The sequence below is a fragment of the [Clostridium] scindens ATCC 35704 genome, assembly GCF_004295125.1.
Taxonomy (GTDB): Bacteria; Bacillota; Clostridia; order Lachnospirales; family Lachnospiraceae; genus Clostridium_AP; species Clostridium_AP scindens.
In genome coordinates this window covers 3249557-3266078 of record NZ_CP036170.1, presented here as the reverse complement: position 1 = coordinate 3266078, position 16522 = coordinate 3249557, and the positions used below count along the sequence as shown (strand labels likewise).

The window sequence follows — 16522 nt, the reverse complement described above, 5'->3', positions numbered from 1 at the left end:
GGGATCATAGCTCAGCTGGGAGAGCATCTGCCTTACAAGCAGAGGGTCATAGGTTCGAGCCCTATTGGTCCCATATATACCTAAAATTGCATATGGCGGGATAGCTCAGTTGGCTAGAGCACACGGTTCATACCCGTGGTGTCGCTGGTTCAAATCCAGTTCCCGCTACTGAAAGAAAAAGCCTATAAGCATAGGCTTTTTCTTTTTTGTAATTTTTAAGACAAGCCCTTTTTATGCAATCATCACTATACAAAAAATGTCAAATCATATATAATACAAAACATGTGGAAGAAAAGCGTCAGTCGCATGTAAAACAATACACATAGGAAAAAGAAGCAAAAGGAGGAACATAGATATGCAAACGAAAGGGCGAATTATGCTGATGGTAATTGCGGGCGGCTATCTTGCCTATCTTGGTGGAGGACTCGTCACGGATGCCATGAAAGAAAAACCGGAGAATTATATTCTGTATACAGTCGTAGGGGTGCTGTTTTTAATAATTGGCGCAGCCTGCTGTCTGTTTAACCTGAAGAAGTATATCAAGCATGAATACAGAGATCCGTTTAAGGACGCAATAGAAGAGGATGGGGCGTCTGAAGAAGATGCAGAGCCGTCAGATGATACTGTTTCTGTGGAGGAAAAGGAAAATATTTCCGTAAAGGAAAGCGAGACATCGGATGAATCAGATGGAATAAATTCTTGCGGGGAAGAGCAGACTATCGAGCAGGATAATTCGGGAAAAGAGGATTAGGATATGCGTGTTGGAATGGGATACGATGTTCATAAGTTGACAGAGGGCAGAAAACTGATTCTTGGAGGAGTGGAAATACCTTATGATAAAGGGTTATTAGGGCACTCGGATGCGGATGTCCTTGTGCATGCCGTTATGGATGCGCTTCTGGGGGCAGCGGCACTTGGAGATATAGGGCGGCATTTTCCCGATACAGACCCTGAATACAAAGGGGCATCCAGCATGAAACTTTTGGAGCACGTGGGGAAGTTAGTAGAAGATAAACTTTATGTAATTGGAAATATTGATGCAACCATCATTGTCCAGCGCCCAAAGATGGCTCCTTATATTGAAGCGATGAGAGCAAATGTGGCAAATGTGCTGCATATCGATATCGACCAGGTAAATATCAAGGCAACCACCGAAGAAGGGCTGGGCTTTACCGGCAGTGGCGAGGGAATATCCGCCCAGGCCATCGCAAGCCTGGAAGCGATTGCCAACTATAGTTATGCTGTTGGACCCGAAGAGGGAAGATGCGCCGGATGCGGCGGCTGTCCTCATGCAAGATAGAAGTTGCACGGATCGGCTGCCCTTATGCAAGATAGGAGTTGTAGAGGTTGGCTGCCCTCATGTGTAAAATAAGCGGAAAAGGCCGGCTGATTAGACGAACTTTGAAATAACGAGGATAGGACATTTGAATAAATTGATTTAAAATATTTGAAGGTGAAAAAATGAGATTACGCAAGTTGGAACTTCAGGAACATCAGGCAAGCCAATCGTTATATGAAGAAGTATTCAGCGAGGATAGTGCGAGGTTTGTAGAATATTATTATACAGAGAAAACAAAAGATAACCAGATATATGTGATAGAAGAAGATGGAAAGATTCGTTCGATGCTGCATCTGAATCCCTATTCTTTGTGGGTGAATGGGAGCAGGAAAGATGCTAATTATATTGTTGCCGTTGCTACTCAGAAAGAATACCGGAAGAGAGGGTATATGGCATCGCTTCTTAAAAAATCCCTTGAAGATATGTATCAGGCGGGAGAAGCCTTCACATTTTTGATGCCGGCGTCAGAAAGCATCTATCTGCCCTTTGACTTTCGGACGGTATATGAGCAAAAGAAACGATATTATCGCCAGGAAGAGCCTTCGGAAGACATTTGCATTAAAGAGGCCACGGACGCAGACTGCAAGGAACTGGCGGAATTTGCCAATAAGTATCTGGCAGAACATTTCCAGGTCTTTGCGATCCGGGATGAAGCCTATTACCAGAGGCTTTTAAAGGAGTATAAAAGCGATGGAGGAGGAATCATAATTTTCCGCAAGGACGGCGGGATTGTGAATTGTAAGATATGCATTCCGGGAGGGGAAAAAGTAGCAGAAGAGGAAGAAGTATTAGAAGGACCTCCTAAGATTATGATTAGGATTGTAGATGTCCGCAGGATCTTGATGTCATTAAGCCTCAGATCCCTTATGGGCGTCTGCTTTCAGGTGACAGACCCCATTTTAGAAGAAAATAATCGTTACCTGCTCTTGACCGGCACAGAGTTCTCCGGCGTCATGCTGATGGAAGGAAAGCCGGAAAATAGCGAAGGAACCATTACCATAGCAGCACTTGCAAGCCTCATATTCGGAGCAAAGACAGTGGATGAAGCATGCCAGGAAAAAGACGTGCAGATGTCGGAGCGGATGAAAGAAGAATTAAAAAAAATAATTCCCCTGTCGAAGATATATCTGAATGAGGTGGTGTGATACGTGAGGTGGTGTGACACGTAACACTTATCAAAAGTGTTACGTGTAAAAGTGAAAAATGTTACGTGTCCAACTTATCTAACTGGTGTGTAATCTTGTACAAACTCTTGTGTAAAATTGCAAATAGTGGTGTGAAAAATAATATAGAAGGCAGCATGCCGGGGAAAATGTTACTTTTCGTTTTGACATGCTGACCGTATATATAAGAAAAAGGCGTTGTTCCATTTAGGGGCAGGGCTTTTTCATTTTGCACAGGAGTTATGTCAATTTTACGCACCTGTTGTGTAATGGTTGCACGTAACACTTTTGAAAAATGTTACGTGCAAAAGTGAAAAATGTTACGTGTCATCTTTAGAATATCTTTAGATTTTCCTGGCGGGTCTCTTAAGAATTCCCGGGTATGCTTATAACATCAGGAAAAAGGAAGGTACTACAGATGGGAATACAGGAACTTACACAGTATTTTACGCAGTATGGCGCCATATTCGTGTTTGTGATCGTTCTGCTGGAATATATGAATCTCCCGGGCTTCCCGGCCGGCATAATCATGCCGCTGGCAGGCATATGGGCGGCGCGGGGGCAGATTGGTTTCCTGACGGTGATGGCGTTGTCAGCCGCGGCGGGTCTGCTCGGCAGCTGGATTTTATATTTTCTCGGAAGGCTGGGCGGAGACGCATTCTTCCGGTTTTATATAAAGAAGTTCCCAAAGCACAGGGAACTTCTGGAGAAAAATATTGATGTTCTGCGGCGAAAGGGGCCGATAGGCGTGTTTGTCAGCAAGCTTCTTCCAATGGTCAGGACGTTGGTTTCCATTCCGGCGGGTATGATCTCCATGGATTTTGCCAAGTATACGATCAGTTCGCTGATGGGAGTGGTGCTGTGGAATCTGGTGTTTATCGGAGCCGGATATTTTCTGGGGGATTCTGTATGGAATCTTCTGACTTAGGGAGTGATAGGGATTTATAGAAATAGATGAGAATGGGAGGAATCGACATGAAGATCGCAATGATGACAAACAATTACAAGCCTTTTATAGGAGGCGTTCCCATATCCGTTGAGCGTCTTTCGCAGAGTTTGCGCAAAAGAGGACATGAAGTGTGCATATTCGCCCCGGAATATGAGGACGAATACTGGGAGGAGGATGTCATACGGTACCGCTCCTGTGAAAAAAGGATGAAGAACGGAATGGCTATCCCCAATATCCTGGATGCCCGCATCAATCAGGAATTCCGGTGGCGCCAATTTGACCTGATCCATGTGCATCAGCCTATGCTGATCGGAAATGTGGCTGTCCACCTTAGCCGGAAGTATAAGATTCCGCTGGTATATACCTACCATACGAGATATGAAGAGTATCTGCATTATATTAAACTTTTTTCGGAAGAAAGCGGTCAGGAGGCGATCAAGGGCCATATCCTCAGGCAGGGAAAGAAGATGCTGCCCTATTATATGGCCAACTACATGAAGCGTTGCGATATGGTTATTGCGCCGTCGAGAGGAATGGCGGACTATCTGAGAGGGCAGAAGATCAAGACGCCGGTCAGGGTTCTTCCTACAGGGCTTGCAAAGGAATCCTTTGAAGAAGATAAGGAACAGGCGGAGGCCATCAGGAAACGGTATTTAGGTGGAGGAGAACATCTTCTATGCACGGTGTCGCGGCTGGATAAGGAGAAGAACCTGTACTTCCTGATGCGCTGCATGTACCAGTTAAAGTCGCAGACAGAAGGGAATGTCCGGCTGGTGGTAGTGGGCGATGGAGCGGAGCGGGCAGGGATTGCAGCCTACGTTAAGGAGTTAGGAATCGAGGATGTGGTAAGTTTCATAGGCCAGATTCCCAACGATGAAGTCAGGAACTATCTGCAGGCCTGCGATGCCTTTGTATTTGCCTCAAAGTCCGAGACCCAGGGAATCGTGCTGGCAGAAGCCATGGCTTCCGGTCTCCCGGTGGCAGCCATAAGCGCCTGCGGAGTCGATGACATCGTAAGCGACGGATGCAATGGATATCTGGCAAAAGAAGATGAGAAGGAATTTGCTTCTTGCGTTGCCGGGATGCTATCCGATCCGGATAATATGGCGAGGCTTAAGATAGAGGCGAAGAAGAAGGCGGAAAATTACCGGATGAGTTATATTGCTGCCCAGGCAGAAGAGAATTACCGCAGGGTATTAGAAAGGAGAGAAGAAAAATATGGATATGGAGAAAGCCAGATCTATGAAAAGGGCCATACTGTGTCGTCTTTTCTACGGCTATTTAAAGTGTCTTGAGAAAACGGTGCGCATCCAGTATCAGCAGCCGGAGCAGTTTGCTTTCCATAATATCGTAGGGTTCTGGCATGAGGACAGTTTTGCGATGAACCTGGTGCTATCGCATATTTCCCGTCAGGGAGGGGAGGTCTCTGTCCTGGTGACCGCAGATGAAAGAGGGGAATATGTCCAGTACCTTCTGGAAAAGGCCGGCGGGGACGCGGTAAGGATCGGCTATGGTTTTTGCAACGCGGGCACGCTTAAGGAGATACTAAAGTCTATGGAAAATGATACGAGGAGCGTGGCGATCGCCATGGATGGCCCGCTGGGACCAAGGCATATTCCAAAGAAACTGATATATTTCCTGTCAGAAAAGAGTAATGCAAGGCTCACCGGAGTCACCCTGTCTTACTCCAGAAAGATCTCCCTTCGAAATCGCTGGGACCACTACCGTATTCCGCTTCCGTTTTCCCGGATCACGGTCCGCTTCGACGACTATGACGTTGCCTCCTGTCAGAAGGCACCTAGGATAAGGGTATACCAGAAAGAGTCCGAATGTAGTATAATGGCAGCAGGCGTGCTGGAATAGACGACTGAAAAGACAGGGAAAGGAATATATAAAGAGATGGAAATGAATCATGTGCTGATAGTAGAAGATGACAAGGAGATACGCGAAGGTGTGGAGATATATCTGAAGAGCCAGGGATACCAGGTGTTTCAGGCGGCGGATGGAGTGGAAGGGCTGAAGATAATCGAGAAGGAAGAGATCCATCTGGCTATCGTGGATGTGATGATGCCAAGGATGGACGGCATCCAGATGACGATCAAGCTTAGGGAAAAGTACGACTTTCCGGTAATTTTCCTGTCCGCCAAATCAGAAGAAGTGGATAAGATCATGGGACTTAATATGGGAGCCGACGACTATGTGACCAAGCCGTTTACCCCGATGGAACTGCTGGCAAGGGTCAATTCCCAACTGAGGCGCTACCGCAAGTTTGCCGAGAAGCTGAACCAGAGGGAAGCCTCCTCAAGCGTCTATACTATAGGGGGCCTTGAGATTAATGAAGATACGGTAGAGGTGACGGTGGATGGCGAGTCGGTAAAGATGACGCCTATGGAGTACAAGATACTGCTGCTTCTGATGAAGAATCCGGGAAGAGTGTTCTCCGCGGAGGAGATCTACGAGCGCGTGTGGAATGAGCGGGCGGTAAATACGGATACCATTATGGTCCATGTAAGAAATATCCGTGAGAAAATAGAAATCAATCCGAAAGAGCCAAAATATTTGAAGGTGGTGTGGGGAGTTGGATACAAAATTGAAAAACAAGCATAAACTTGCAGTCATACTGATTGCATTAACCATATTTGTGCCTGCAATGGCTGTGATACAGCAATATCCAAGATACTACAGGCAGACCGCGAAGGGCCAGGAAAGCATAGACAAATCAGCCGTCTGTTCCAGCAATTTCATGGAGAAATTCATAGGAGCCGGGTATCTTCTCTATAATATGGAGAACAGTGAGGAAGACGGAGAAGATACGGCAGAAGAAGTCAAAGAAATGCTGGAGGAAAATGAGCCGACATTTTTGTACGATTTTGAAGAACTGTACCCGTATCTTGACTACCGGGTGGAAGACGAGGACGGGAAACTAGTGACAAAAAGCACGGCAAATTCCGGAACCAGCCTGACAGATAAGACGCTTTCCTCTTATGCGCTTGGAATTGTGATCACCTATGATAAGAATGGTACCATTGATGCCAAGATTGCAAAGGGGGAATACAAGGAGGACCAGAGCATCGAGCTGCGTAAAGTGATCGGAAATATGGACGATTCCAAGTATGACAATATTTTTTCCAGGCTTGAAAACGAGCATGATCTGGAAAGACCGAAGAACAGAACCTATATCTACGCAATGACCGAAGAAAATATTGATAAATATATGGATAATGAATACTACAGCGGCTTCTATACGCCGGGAGAGGCAGTAGGCCTGATTACGATCCTTATGGCAGCCGTAGCGATAGCAGCTTTTCTGTACCCATTTCTTAAATCTTTAAATACAGGGAATGAATTGGTGTTCAGGGCGCCTTTTGAGGCAGTAGCGATCGTATTTGGCATGATGGCCGCAACGCTTGGCAACAACTGCGGCTACATGTTTATCAGAAATGAAGGCCGCGTGATGTTTATCGATGTACTGTGCTGGATCGTGATATTCGGCATCGTATACTGGACGGCGGGATGCCTCCGCCAGGTGTTCACCCTTGGAGGAAAACGTTATGTGAAGGAACGCACCTTCCTCGTTCCATCTTGGAAATATATCAAGCGGGGATGGCATTGGATAGCGGGCAAGGTGAAGGGATGGCTGGATCGACTTTACCACTCCTTCGATAACATTGATTTCAGCGAGAAGAATAACAGGACTATATTGAAGATTGTTGCTTGCAACTTTGTGATTCTTGTGTTCATCTGCTCGATGTGGTTCTTTGGAATCATGGCGCTGATCATCTATTCGGTGCTGCTGTTCTTCGTACTGAGGAAATATTTTAATGATTTGAAGGAAAAGTATGCGTTGCTGCTTCAGTCTACCAACGAGATCGCGGAAGGAAATCTGGATGCCAGCATTACCGACGATCTGGGCGTATTCAACCCATTTAAGGCAGAGATACAGAAGATCCAGTCAGGATTCAAAAAAGCGGTGGACGAAGAGGTAAAGAGCCAGCGCATGAAGACGGAACTGATCACCAATGTCTCCCATGACCTGAAGACTCCGCTGACGGCGATCATAACCTACGTCAATCTTCTGAAGGAAGAAAAGGACGAGGAAAAGCGCCAGGATTATATTCAGGTTCTGGAGAGAAAGTCCCTCCGGCTGAAGGTGCTGATCGAGGATCTTTTCGAGATCAGCAAGGCCAGCAGCAAGAATGTCACGCTGGATATCATGGACATAGACGTGTCCAACCTGTTTAAGCAGGTGAAGCTGGAACTGGAAGATAAGATTCAGGAGGCAGGCCTGGAATTGCGTTGTGCCTATCCCAAGGAGAAACTGATCGCCCCGCTGGACAGCCAGAAGACCTACCGGATTTTTGAAAATCTGCTGGCTAATATCATCAAATATTCCATGCCGAATACAAGGGTCTATATAGAAATCGGCCAGGAAGGCCAGGAAGCGGTCGTAAGGATGAAGAATATCTCGGCTGCGGAACTGAATTTTGATTCAGAAGAGATCACAGAACGCTTCGTGCGGGGAGACTCTGCAAGGAATACGGAAGGCAGCGGCCTGGGCCTTGCGATCGTCAAGAGTTTTACAGAATTGCAGGGCGGAAAGCTTAAGATAACGACAGAGGCAGACCTGTTCAAGGCAGAACTGCGGTTCCGATTAAAATAAATATAAGGCCATGCCTTAAGAAAATTGTGTTGACAAATATTACGTTTTCACATATTATATATCCTATACAGAAAAAAGACGCTGAACGGAAAGAGTAGCAGGCTATGGAACTGAAAGAGAGAAACTGTCACCGGCTGAAAGCAGTTTTAAGGGAAGTATCTGTGAAGTGCATCCGGGAGTCGATTTGGCGAACGCGTGCGGCAAGTAGCCAGGTACGGGATTACACACGTTACGTGTACCAAGGTGGAGGATGTTTTTGTGCACGAATGTCCTCTATAAGAGTGGAACCGCGGATATACTCCGTCTCTTGCATAAGAGACGGAGTTTTTTTTATGCAATGGGGAACAAAGTTCCCTATGATTAGAAGGAGAGGGTTTTATGGGCATGATATCCTACATCAAGGAAGAGATTCAGGTGATCCGGGAACGGGATCCGGCCATCAAGTCGAATATGGAAGTGTTCCTGTATCCCAGCTTCAAGGCTATCCTGCGTTACAGGGTGGCCCACAAGTTATATTTGAAAAAGCATTATTTCCTGGCGCGTTGGGTGTCCCAGCGAGCGGTGAGGAAGACAGGGATCGAGATCCATCCGGGCGCGACCATTGGGAGAGGCCTTTTTATCGACCATGGAAGCGGCGTGATCATCGGAGAGACCGCAGAAATAGGGGACAATGTCACCTTGTATCAGGGAGTCACCCTTGGTGGAACGGGAAAGGAACAGGGGAAGCGGCACCCGACTCTTAAGGACAATGTGATGGTAAGCGCGGGAGCCAAAGTCCTGGGGTCCTTTACCATTTGGGAAAACTCGAAGATCGGCGCAGGAAGCGTAGTGCTCAAAGAGGTTCCCCCCAACTGTACGGTGGTGGGAGTTCCGGGAAGAATCGTGAAGATGGGCGATCAGAAGATCCCAAGGCTTGACATGGATCAGATCCATCTTCCGGATCCGATCAGCAATGACATCCGGGAACTGCAGGCAGACAATATCAGGCTGCACACCAGGCTTCAGGAGATGGAAAGACGTATGAAGTGCATGAAAGAGGAAAATATAGAAGTATTAGACAAGGAGGAAGAAAGTAGATATGAAGCTGTATAACACGCTGTCCAAGCAGAAGGAAGAATTCGTGCCTTTGGAGGAAGGAAAGGTAAAGATGTACGTATGCGGGCCTACCGTATATAACTTCATTCACATCGGAAATGCAAGGCCCATGATCGTATTTGATACGGTGAGGAGATATTTTGAATACAAAGGCTACGATGTAAATTATGTTTCCAACTTTACGGATGTAGATGACAAGATTATCAAAAGGGCGATCGAAGAAGGGGTATCTTCCGACGAGATTTCCAAGCGTTATATCGCGGAATGCAAGAAGGATATGGATGGCATGAATATTAAACCGGCCACCAAGAATCCCATGGCTACGGAAGAGATCTGCGGCATGGTTGACATGATCCAGACCTTGATTGACAAAGGATATGCCTATGAGAAGAACGGCACCGTATACTATCGCACCAGGAAATTTGAAGAATATGGCAAACTGTCCCACAAGAATCTGGATGACCTGCGTTCGGGAGAGCGTTCCCTTCTGGTAACAGGCGAGGATGAGAAGGAAGATCCATTGGACTTCGTATTGTGGAAGCCAAAGAAGGAAGGGGAGCCTGCATGGGAGTCTCCATGGAGCGATGGCCGTCCGGGATGGCACATCGAGTGCTCGGAGATGTCCAAGAAATACCTTGGCGAGCAGATTGATATCCACGCAGGCGGGGAAGACCTGGTATTCCCTCACCATGAAAACGAGATCGCCCAGAGCGAGGCTGCTAATGGCAAGGAATTCGCGAAATACTGGATGCATAACGCATTCCTGAATATAGACAACCGCAAGATGAGCAAATCACTGGGCAACTTCCGCACCGTGCGGGAGATCAGCCAGCAGTATGATCTTCAGATCCTGAGATTCTTCATGCTGAGCGCCCATTACAGAAGCCCGCTGAATTTCAGCGCTGATCTGATGGAAGCGTCCAAGAGCGGCCTGGAGCGGATCGTCAATGCTGCTGACAACCTGAAGTTTCTACTTGGAAATGCCAAGTCAGAGTCTATGACGCAGGAAGAAGAAGCGGCATTTGCAAAGACGGCGGAATATGTGCAGGAATTTGAACGGGCAATGGATGATGATTTTAACACGGCAGATGCCATCGCGTCCGTGTTCGACCTGGTCAAATATATTAATACGACGGCGGATGCCGATAAGTCCAAGGAGTTCCTTCAGAACCTCTTCGATCTTCTGGTGAAGCTGACAGACGTGCTGGGATTGATCGTGGATAAGAAGGAAGAAATGCTGGCCGAGGATATCGAGAAGATGATAGAAGAGCGCCAGGCAGCCCGCAAGGCAAAGGATTTTGCAAGGGCAGACGCGATCAGGGATGAATTGCTGGCAAAAGGCATTGTGCTGGAAGACACAAGAGAAGGGGTAAAATGGAAAAAAGCGTAAAGTGGGAGTTTGACACTTATATGCAGGAACTGTTCCAGATGAAAGAGGTGGATATTAAGGAATATTCACCTCTTACTTTAGCATATATCGGGGATAGCATCTATGACCTGATCATCAAGTCGCTGGTAGTCAATGAAGGTAACAGGCAGGTACAGAAACTTCACAAGGAGACCAGCATGAGGGTTCAGGCATCCGCCCAGTCTAAGATGATGCGCGCCATTCAGGAGCATCTGACGGAAGAGGAGCATGCGGTCTTTAAAAGGGGAAGAAACGCCAAAAGCGTGTCGCCGGCCAAGAACCAGTCCATCACAGATTACCGGAGGGCTACCGGCTTTGAGGCGCTGATGGGGTATCTATATTTGAAAAAAGAGTGGAAAAGAATGCTGGAACTGGTTAAAATAGGATTAGAGAGCATGGATGAATGTATATAAGGAGTTCTAAGAATGAAAGAAGACAAGCAAATAAATGAAAATATCATAGAAGGGCGCAATGCGGTGTTGGAGGCATTCCGCTCCGGCAAGCCCATTGACAAACTCTTTGTGCTGGATGGATGCCAGGACGGGCCGATCAGGACGATTGTCCGGGAAGCCAAAAAGCATGATACCATACTTCAGTTCGTCACCAAAGAAAGGCTGTCCCAGATATCCGAGACAGGAAGACATCAGGGAGTTATCGCCTATGCGGCGGCCTACGAGTACGCGGATGTGGAGGATATGCTTAAATTAGCAGAAAGCAAGGGGGAGGATCCGTTTCTGATCCTGCTGGACAATATCGAGGACCCTCATAATCTGGGCGCTATCATCCGTACGGCTAATCTGGCAGGCGCCCATGGAGTCATCATTCCGAAGCGCCGTGCGGTCGGGCTTACAGCCACGGTGGCAAAGACAAGCGCAGGCGCGCTTAACTATACGCCGGTGGCCAAGGTGACCAATCTGGCCAAGACGATGGAATCCCTGAAGGAAAAGGGGCTATGGTTTGTCTGCGCGGATATGGGCGGGGAGGAAATGTACGATCTGAACCTGACCGGCCCCATCGGCCTGATAATAGGCAATGAGGGCGAGGGCGTCAGCCGCCTAGTGAAGGAAACCTGCGACTTCACCGCCCGTATTCCGATGAATGGGGACATCGACTCCCTGAACGCATCGGTGGCGGCAGGCGTACTGGCCTATGAGATCGTCAGACAGAGAAGAAAGTAGAGATTCCTGGCTGGAAAGAGAGGATACGTATGGCTAAATTCGAGCAGATGACGGACGAGCAGTTGATTTGCAGGCTCCGTGACGGGGACAAGACCGTGATCGACTATGTCATGGAAAAATATAAGAACCTGGTACGGAAAGAAGCGAACGCCATGTACCTGCTGGGCGGAGAGAATGACGACCTGATCCAGGAGGGCATGATCGGCCTTTTTAAGGCTGTGCAGGATTATGATGTGCGACAGGAGACGTCGTTTTACAGTTTTGCAAAACTCTGCATTACCCGTCAGATGTATTCGGCCATCGAGGCATCTAAGCGGAAAAAGCACAGTCCTTTGAACACTTATATCTCTCTCTATGAGAAGAATGATGAGAAGGTATCCTTGATTGAGACCATGGAAGCAGGAGGCGAGAGCAACCCGGAGGAACTGTTGGTCAGCAGGGAATATGCCATGCTGCTGGAAAGCAAGCTGGAAGAGAATCTCAGCGCCCTGGAGAACCGGGTGCTGTACCTGCATCTTCTGGGTACCGATTATAAGACAATTGCAAAACTCCTGGACAAGAGCCCCAAGACGATTGACAATGCGCTCCAGCGGATTAAGAACAAGACGGAGAAGATACTGGAAAAGGAACTGGAAAAATAAAAGTTGGAAAATCGTCGAAAGGATATTGACAAATCTACCCAATATATTGTATATTATTAACGTTGCATATCACATATGCATGCTGCCGTGGCTCAGTCGGTAGAGCGTCGCCTTGGTAAGGCGGAGGTCGGCGGTTCGATTCCGCTCGGCAGCTTGATATTCAAAGGCTTGCAGGAGATTACATCTTCTGAAAGTCTTTTTTTGCTTCAAAAGAGGCGAATCGTAAGGAAAGATATTTACAAAGGAAAAAAAGCATGAAAAAATTTGGCGGAAGATACTGTTTTTTTCCATTCCGCTGATTCTGCATTGGCGCGTCTGCCGGCGCCGGCGTCGTCATCTCCCAATTTTTCGGTGCCCGGGATAAGGAGGGCGTAAGGAAGGCAGTCCATACGATGATTGCGATCGCGATGGGAGCAGGGATCATCCTGACCGCAGCGGGCATCCTTCTGGCTCCGGCAATCCTTAGGGCCATGGGGACGCCGGGGGAGGTATTCGGGCAGGCGGTCACTTATCTTCAAGTGTATTTCGGAGGAATTCCGTGGAAACCATCCAAGCATCGGGCTGTGGGCGCTGCCGGGAGGCTTTATCGACTTGCGGGAGAATCTGGAAGATACGGCCATGCGAGAATTAGAAGAAGAGACCGGCGTAAAGGGTGTTGTCATGGAGCAGATTGCCAATTACGGGGATTATGAACGGGTGCGGCGTAAGCCTTGAGCGCCTGAAGTCTGTCCAAAAAGACGGTAGGGTATGGAACACGTACAGCCTGAAAGTGGAAAACGAGGAGCGGGTCTTTAAGACCGAAGCGCTGGTAGAGGAAGAGGCAGGATGCGGGCTGATCCGGGATAAGAAATTCAAAGTGATTTAGCCGAGGCTGATCGCCGTTGACCACGCGTCGATAATCGTACAGGCCTTCACGCTGCTTAAAAAACGTCTGTAACGCCTTGTTTCGCTACATTATTTATGATAATATAGGGGGCAGAATGTAAGTACCTATAAGGAGGAAAAACATGCAAGAAGAAACAGTTTCCAAAAATTTTATCGAGCAGGAAATAGATAAGGATCTGGCAGAAGGAGTCTATACGCAAGTATGCACCAGATTCCCGCCGGAGCCTAACGGATACCTTCACATCGGACATGCCAAGTCTATTCTTTTGAACTATGGGCTCGCAAAGAAATATAATGGAACCTTCCATTTAAGATTTGACGATACGAACCCGACCAAAGAAGATATGGAGTTTGTAGAGTCGATCAAGGAAGATGTGAAATGGCTTGGGGCAGACTGGAAGGATCACCTGTACTTTGCATCCGACTATTTCGATATGATGTATCAATGCGCCATAAAACTGATCAAGAAGGGAAAGGCCTATGTCTGCGACTTGAGCGCGGAAGAAATCCGCGCCTATCGGGGGACCCTGACGGAGCCTGGAAAGAACAGCCCATACAGGGACCGGTCCGTAGAAGAGAACCTGCAGTTGTTTGAAGAGATGAAAGAAGGCCTGTGCCAGGACGGCAAGAGGGTGCTTCGGGCCAGGATAGATATGGCATCTCCGAATATTAATATGAGAGATCCCGTCATCTACCGGGTTGCCCATATGTCCCACCACAATACAGGGGATAAATGGTGCATCTATCCGATGTACGACTTTGCCCATCCAATTGAGGACGCGATGGAGAAGATCACCCATTCCATCTGCACTCTGGAATTCGAGGATCACAGGCCTCTGTACGACTGGGTAGTCAGGGAATGCGAGTTTGATCCGGCGCCTAGGCAGATCGAGTTTTCAAAACTGTATCTGACCAATGTGGTGACCGGAAAGCGCTACATTAAGAAACTGGTGCAGGATGGCATCGTAGATGGCTGGGACGATCCCAGGCTTGTATCCATCGCGGCTTTAAGGCGGCGGGGATTTACGCCGGAATCCATCAAGATGTTCGTGGATATGTGCGGCGTATCCAAAAGCCAGAGTTCCGTGGATTATGCCATGCTTGAATACTGCATCCGGGAGGACCTGAAGCTGAAGAAGCCCCGAATGATGGCCGTTCTTGACCCCATCAAACTGGTGATTGATAATTACCCGGAAGGGGAAGTGGAGTATCTGGAAGTGGACAACAATATGGAGAATCCGGAACTTGGAATGCGCAAGGTTCCCTTCTGCCGTGAACTGTATATTGAGCGGGAGGATTTCATGATCGAGCCTCCGAAGAAGTATTTCCGCCTCTTCCCCGGCAACGAAGTGCGTCTGATGCATGCATATTTTGTCAAATGCGAAGGATATGAGACGGATGAAAATGGCAACGTGACGGTCGTCCATGCAACCTACGATCCAGAGACTAAATGCGGATCCGGATTTACCGGACGGAAGGTAAAGGGCACGATCCACTGGGTGGCCGCGCCTTATGCAAAGCAGGCTCAAGTAAGGCTGTATGAGAACCTGATCGATGAGGAGAAGGGCGTATATAACAAGGAGGATGGATCTTTGAACCTGAATCCGGATTCCCTGAAGATTCTCAATAATTGCTATGTAGAGGACAGTTTCGCGGATGCCGGGGCCTGTGACAGCTTCCAGTTCGTGAGAAACGGCTACTTCTGCATCGATTCCAAGGACTCCGCACCAGATGCGCTGGTATTCAACCGAATCGTATCTCTGAAGAGTTCCTTTAAACTGCCGAAATAAGAGGAATTATGAATGAATTGACGATCAGCCTGGATACCCGTTCCAGGATCCCCCTGTACGAACAGATCTATGATTATATTAAGACGGATATCCAGAGCGGAAGGATTCCTTATGGAGAGAAGCTGCCGTCCACCAGATTCCTGTCGAAGCACTTGGAGGTAAGCAGGAGCACGGTAGAACTGGCCTATGAGCAGCTTCTGTCGGAGGGATATATCGAGTCTGTTCCTTATAAGGGATTTTTTGTGGCCCAGATTGACGAACTGTATCATCTGAAGAAGGATAAGCCGCAGCCCCAGAGGGAAAGGAAGGAAGCCCGCAGATACCGCTATGATTTTACGCCCAATGGCGTGGATTTGAAAAGTTTTCCCTATAATGTGTGGAGGAAGCTGTCAAAGGATATCCTGTTGGATGACCGGACGGAATTATTCCGGTCCGGTGATTCCCAGGGCGAGTACGGCTTCCGCAGCGCCATCTGCAGTTACCTCTATCAGGCAAGGGGAGTGGATTGTACGCCGGATCAGATCATTGTAGGGGCAGGAAGCGATTATATTCTGATGCTGCTGGGAATGATTCTGGGAATGGACCATACCATTGCATTCGAAGATCCTACTTATAAGCAGGCCTACCGGATGGCAGGGGGCATGTCTTATAACCGCATACCGGTTTCCATGGACAAGAATGGGATGAAGGTGACAGAACTTGAAAAGTCAGGCGCCGACATTGCCTATGTGACGCCTTCCCATCAGTATCCTACTGGAGTTATCATGCCCATCCGCCGCCGGATGGAATTGCTTAAGTGGGCCTGCGAGGAACAGGGAAGGTATATCGTGGAAGATGACTATGACAGCGAGTTCCGGTACAAAGGAAAGCCGATTCCTGCCCTCAAAGGTTATGATGCCAGCGATAAAGTCATATACCTGGGCACATTTTCCAAATCCATTGCCCCGGCGATCCGTCTTAGCTATATGGTCCTGCCCAAGCCATTACTGGAGGCATATGAGCAGAAGGCCAGGTTTGTCAATTCTACCGTTTCCAAAGTAGATCAGCTGATCGTGCAGAAGTTCATTGAAGAAGGGTATTATGAAAGGCATCTGAACAAGACAAGAGCGCTTTATAAAAGCAGGCATGATGTCTTGATCGAAGAACTGCGTCCAATGGCAGATATCTGTACCATATCAGGGGAGAATGCCGGCGTGCATCTGCTTCTTACCTTTCAAAACGGGATGGCCGAGGAGGAACTGATTGACCGGGCGGCACGAGCGGATATCCGCGTATATGGACTGTCCGATTACCGGATCAGGGAGAACTGCGAGGAGAAGGCAACCATACTGCTTGGGTATGCCAACCTTACGGAAGATCAGATCAGAGAAGCGGCAAGGCTCCTTAGAGACTGCTGGATCGAATAGGAATGTAC

At 48.0% G+C, this 16522-nt stretch carries 17 protein-coding genes, 3 tRNA genes, 1 pseudogene and 1 other annotated feature; all 21 genes and pseudogenes read left to right on the top strand.

The window, feature by feature from the left end; genetic code table 11:
- The 21 genes and pseudogenes from HDCHBGLK_RS16800 to pdxR all read left to right on the top strand — a co-directional run bounded on the left by HDCHBGLK_RS16800 (position 1) and on the right by pdxR (position 16514).
- Positions 1–73: transfer RNA gene (locus tag HDCHBGLK_RS16800), tRNA-Val, on the top strand.
- Between the two features lie 21 nt (positions 74–94).
- Positions 95–168: transfer RNA gene (locus tag HDCHBGLK_RS16795), tRNA-Met, on the top strand.
- Between the two features lie 187 nt (positions 169–355).
- The gene (locus HDCHBGLK_RS16790; RefSeq protein WP_004605165.1) at positions 356–751 is read left to right on the top strand and encodes a hypothetical protein; all 396 of its coding nucleotides are present in this window, start codon (positions 356–358) and stop codon (positions 749–751) included.
- Between the two features lie 3 nt (positions 752–754).
- Entirely contained in the window at positions 755–1300 is a 546-nt protein-coding gene (gene ispF, locus HDCHBGLK_RS16785) for a 2-C-methyl-D-erythritol 2,4-cyclodiphosphate synthase (RefSeq protein ID WP_004605166.1), read from the top strand.
- A gap of 161 nt (positions 1301–1461) precedes the next feature.
- A complete protein-coding gene (locus HDCHBGLK_RS16780; protein WP_004605167.1) occupies positions 1462–2484 on the top strand; it encodes a GNAT family N-acetyltransferase in 1023 nt (340 codons plus the stop codon).
- A gap of 436 nt (positions 2485–2920) precedes the next feature.
- Complete coding sequence (locus HDCHBGLK_RS16775; protein ID WP_009248579.1) at positions 2921–3430, top strand: DedA family protein; 510 nt, start codon at positions 2921–2923, stop codon at positions 3428–3430.
- Between the two features lie 47 nt (positions 3431–3477).
- Positions 3478–4746, top strand: a complete 1269-nt coding sequence (locus tag HDCHBGLK_RS16770) for a glycosyltransferase (protein WP_009248578.1) — start codon at positions 3478–3480, stop codon at positions 4744–4746.
- Complete coding sequence (locus HDCHBGLK_RS16765; RefSeq protein WP_233440706.1) at positions 4670–5314, top strand: DUF374 domain-containing protein; 645 nt, start codon at positions 4670–4672, stop codon at positions 5312–5314. The genes HDCHBGLK_RS16770 and HDCHBGLK_RS16765 overlap by 77 nt, the downstream gene beginning before the upstream one ends.
- A 36-nt stretch (positions 5315–5350) precedes the next feature.
- Positions 5351–6058 (top strand): response regulator transcription factor, encoded by a 708-nt coding sequence (locus tag HDCHBGLK_RS16760; protein ID WP_004605172.1) that lies wholly within the window; start codon positions 5351–5353, stop codon positions 6056–6058.
- On the top strand, positions 6030–8111 hold the full coding sequence (locus HDCHBGLK_RS16755; RefSeq protein ID WP_039909271.1) for a sensor histidine kinase: 2082 nt from the start codon (positions 6030–6032) through the stop codon (positions 8109–8111). The genes HDCHBGLK_RS16760 and HDCHBGLK_RS16755 overlap by 29 nt, the downstream gene beginning before the upstream one ends.
- 72 nt (positions 8112–8183) lie before the next feature.
- Positions 8184–8422: a binding site (T-box leader), on the top strand.
- Positions 8423–8489: 67 nt separating this feature from the next.
- Positions 8490–9203, top strand: coding sequence for a serine O-acetyltransferase EpsC (gene epsC / locus HDCHBGLK_RS16750; RefSeq protein WP_004605174.1), 714 nt, complete (start codon positions 8490–8492; stop codon positions 9201–9203).
- A complete protein-coding gene (gene cysS, locus HDCHBGLK_RS16745; protein ID WP_004605175.1) occupies positions 9190–10596 on the top strand; it encodes a cysteine--tRNA ligase in 1407 nt (468 codons plus the stop codon). The genes epsC and cysS overlap by 14 nt, the downstream gene beginning before the upstream one ends.
- The gene (locus HDCHBGLK_RS16740) at positions 10581–11027 is read left to right on the top strand and encodes a Mini-ribonuclease 3 (protein ID WP_004605176.1); all 447 of its coding nucleotides are present in this window, start codon (positions 10581–10583) and stop codon (positions 11025–11027) included. The genes cysS and HDCHBGLK_RS16740 overlap by 16 nt, the downstream gene beginning before the upstream one ends.
- A gap of 12 nt (positions 11028–11039) precedes the next feature.
- Positions 11040–11792, top strand: a complete 753-nt coding sequence (rlmB, locus tag HDCHBGLK_RS16735) for a 23S rRNA (guanosine(2251)-2'-O)-methyltransferase RlmB (RefSeq protein WP_004605177.1) — start codon at positions 11040–11042, stop codon at positions 11790–11792.
- Between the two features lie 29 nt (positions 11793–11821).
- On the top strand, positions 11822–12433 hold the full coding sequence (locus HDCHBGLK_RS16730) for a sigma-70 family RNA polymerase sigma factor (RefSeq protein WP_004605178.1): 612 nt from the start codon (positions 11822–11824) through the stop codon (positions 12431–12433).
- An 81-nt stretch (positions 12434–12514) separates the two neighbouring features.
- Positions 12515–12587 (top strand) — tRNA-Thr (locus tag HDCHBGLK_RS16725).
- 151 nt (positions 12588–12738) lie between these two features.
- A pseudogene (locus HDCHBGLK_RS20125) lies at positions 12739–12912 on the top strand (MATE family efflux transporter); the annotation flags it as partial.
- 112 nt (positions 12913–13024) lie between these two features.
- Positions 13025–13147, top strand: a complete 123-nt coding sequence (locus HDCHBGLK_RS20120; RefSeq protein ID WP_233440704.1) for an NUDIX domain-containing protein — start codon at positions 13025–13027, stop codon at positions 13145–13147.
- Complete coding sequence (locus tag HDCHBGLK_RS18695) at positions 13122–13298, top strand: hypothetical protein (protein WP_004605181.1); 177 nt, start codon at positions 13122–13124, stop codon at positions 13296–13298. The genes HDCHBGLK_RS20120 and HDCHBGLK_RS18695 overlap by 26 nt, the downstream gene beginning before the upstream one ends.
- Before the next feature lie 142 nt (positions 13299–13440).
- Positions 13441–15108: a glutamine--tRNA ligase/YqeY domain fusion protein gene (locus tag HDCHBGLK_RS16710; protein WP_004605182.1), complete on the top strand. Its 1668-nt coding sequence runs from the start codon at positions 13441–13443 to the stop codon at positions 15106–15108.
- A gap of 8 nt (positions 15109–15116) precedes the next feature.
- Positions 15117–16514, top strand: coding sequence for a MocR-like pyridoxine biosynthesis transcription factor PdxR (gene pdxR / locus HDCHBGLK_RS16705; protein ID WP_004605183.1), 1398 nt, complete (start codon positions 15117–15119; stop codon positions 16512–16514).
- The last annotated feature ends 8 nt before the right edge of the window (positions 16515–16522 follow it).

Bases quoted from the DNA above. Each gene is read 5' to 3' on its own strand.
- HDCHBGLK_RS16775 (WP_009248579.1), top strand. From the start codon at position 2,921: ATGGGAATACAGGAACTTACACAGTATTTTACGCAGTATGGCGCCATA.
- cysS (WP_004605175.1), top strand. From the start codon at position 9,190: ATGAAGCTGTATAACACGCTGTCCAAGCAGAAGGAAGAATTCGTGCCT.
- epsC (WP_004605174.1), top strand. From the start codon at position 8,490: ATGGGCATGATATCCTACATCAAGGAAGAGATTCAGGTGATCCGGGAA.
- rlmB (WP_004605177.1), top strand. From the start codon at position 11,040: ATGAAAGAAGACAAGCAAATAAATGAAAATATCATAGAAGGGCGCAAT.
- ispF (WP_004605166.1), top strand. From the start codon at position 755: ATGCGTGTTGGAATGGGATACGATGTTCATAAGTTGACAGAGGGCAGA.
- HDCHBGLK_RS16780 (WP_004605167.1), top strand. From the start codon at position 1,462: ATGAGATTACGCAAGTTGGAACTTCAGGAACATCAGGCAAGCCAATCG.
- HDCHBGLK_RS16760 (WP_004605172.1), top strand. From the start codon at position 5,351: ATGGAAATGAATCATGTGCTGATAGTAGAAGATGACAAGGAGATACGC.
- HDCHBGLK_RS16710 (WP_004605182.1), top strand. From the start codon at position 13,441: ATGCAAGAAGAAACAGTTTCCAAAAATTTTATCGAGCAGGAAATAGAT.
- HDCHBGLK_RS16740 (WP_004605176.1), top strand. From the start codon at position 10,581: ATGGAAAAAAGCGTAAAGTGGGAGTTTGACACTTATATGCAGGAACTG.
- HDCHBGLK_RS16730 (WP_004605178.1), top strand. From the start codon at position 11,822: ATGGCTAAATTCGAGCAGATGACGGACGAGCAGTTGATTTGCAGGCTC.
- HDCHBGLK_RS18695 (WP_004605181.1), top strand. From the start codon at position 13,122: ATGAACGGGTGCGGCGTAAGCCTTGAGCGCCTGAAGTCTGTCCAAAAA.
- HDCHBGLK_RS16790 (WP_004605165.1), top strand. From the start codon at position 356: ATGCAAACGAAAGGGCGAATTATGCTGATGGTAATTGCGGGCGGCTAT.
- HDCHBGLK_RS16765 (WP_233440706.1), top strand. From the start codon at position 4,670: ATGGATATGGAGAAAGCCAGATCTATGAAAAGGGCCATACTGTGTCGT.
- HDCHBGLK_RS16770 (WP_009248578.1), top strand. From the start codon at position 3,478: ATGAAGATCGCAATGATGACAAACAATTACAAGCCTTTTATAGGAGGC.
- pdxR (WP_004605183.1), top strand. From the start codon at position 15,117: ATGAATGAATTGACGATCAGCCTGGATACCCGTTCCAGGATCCCCCTG.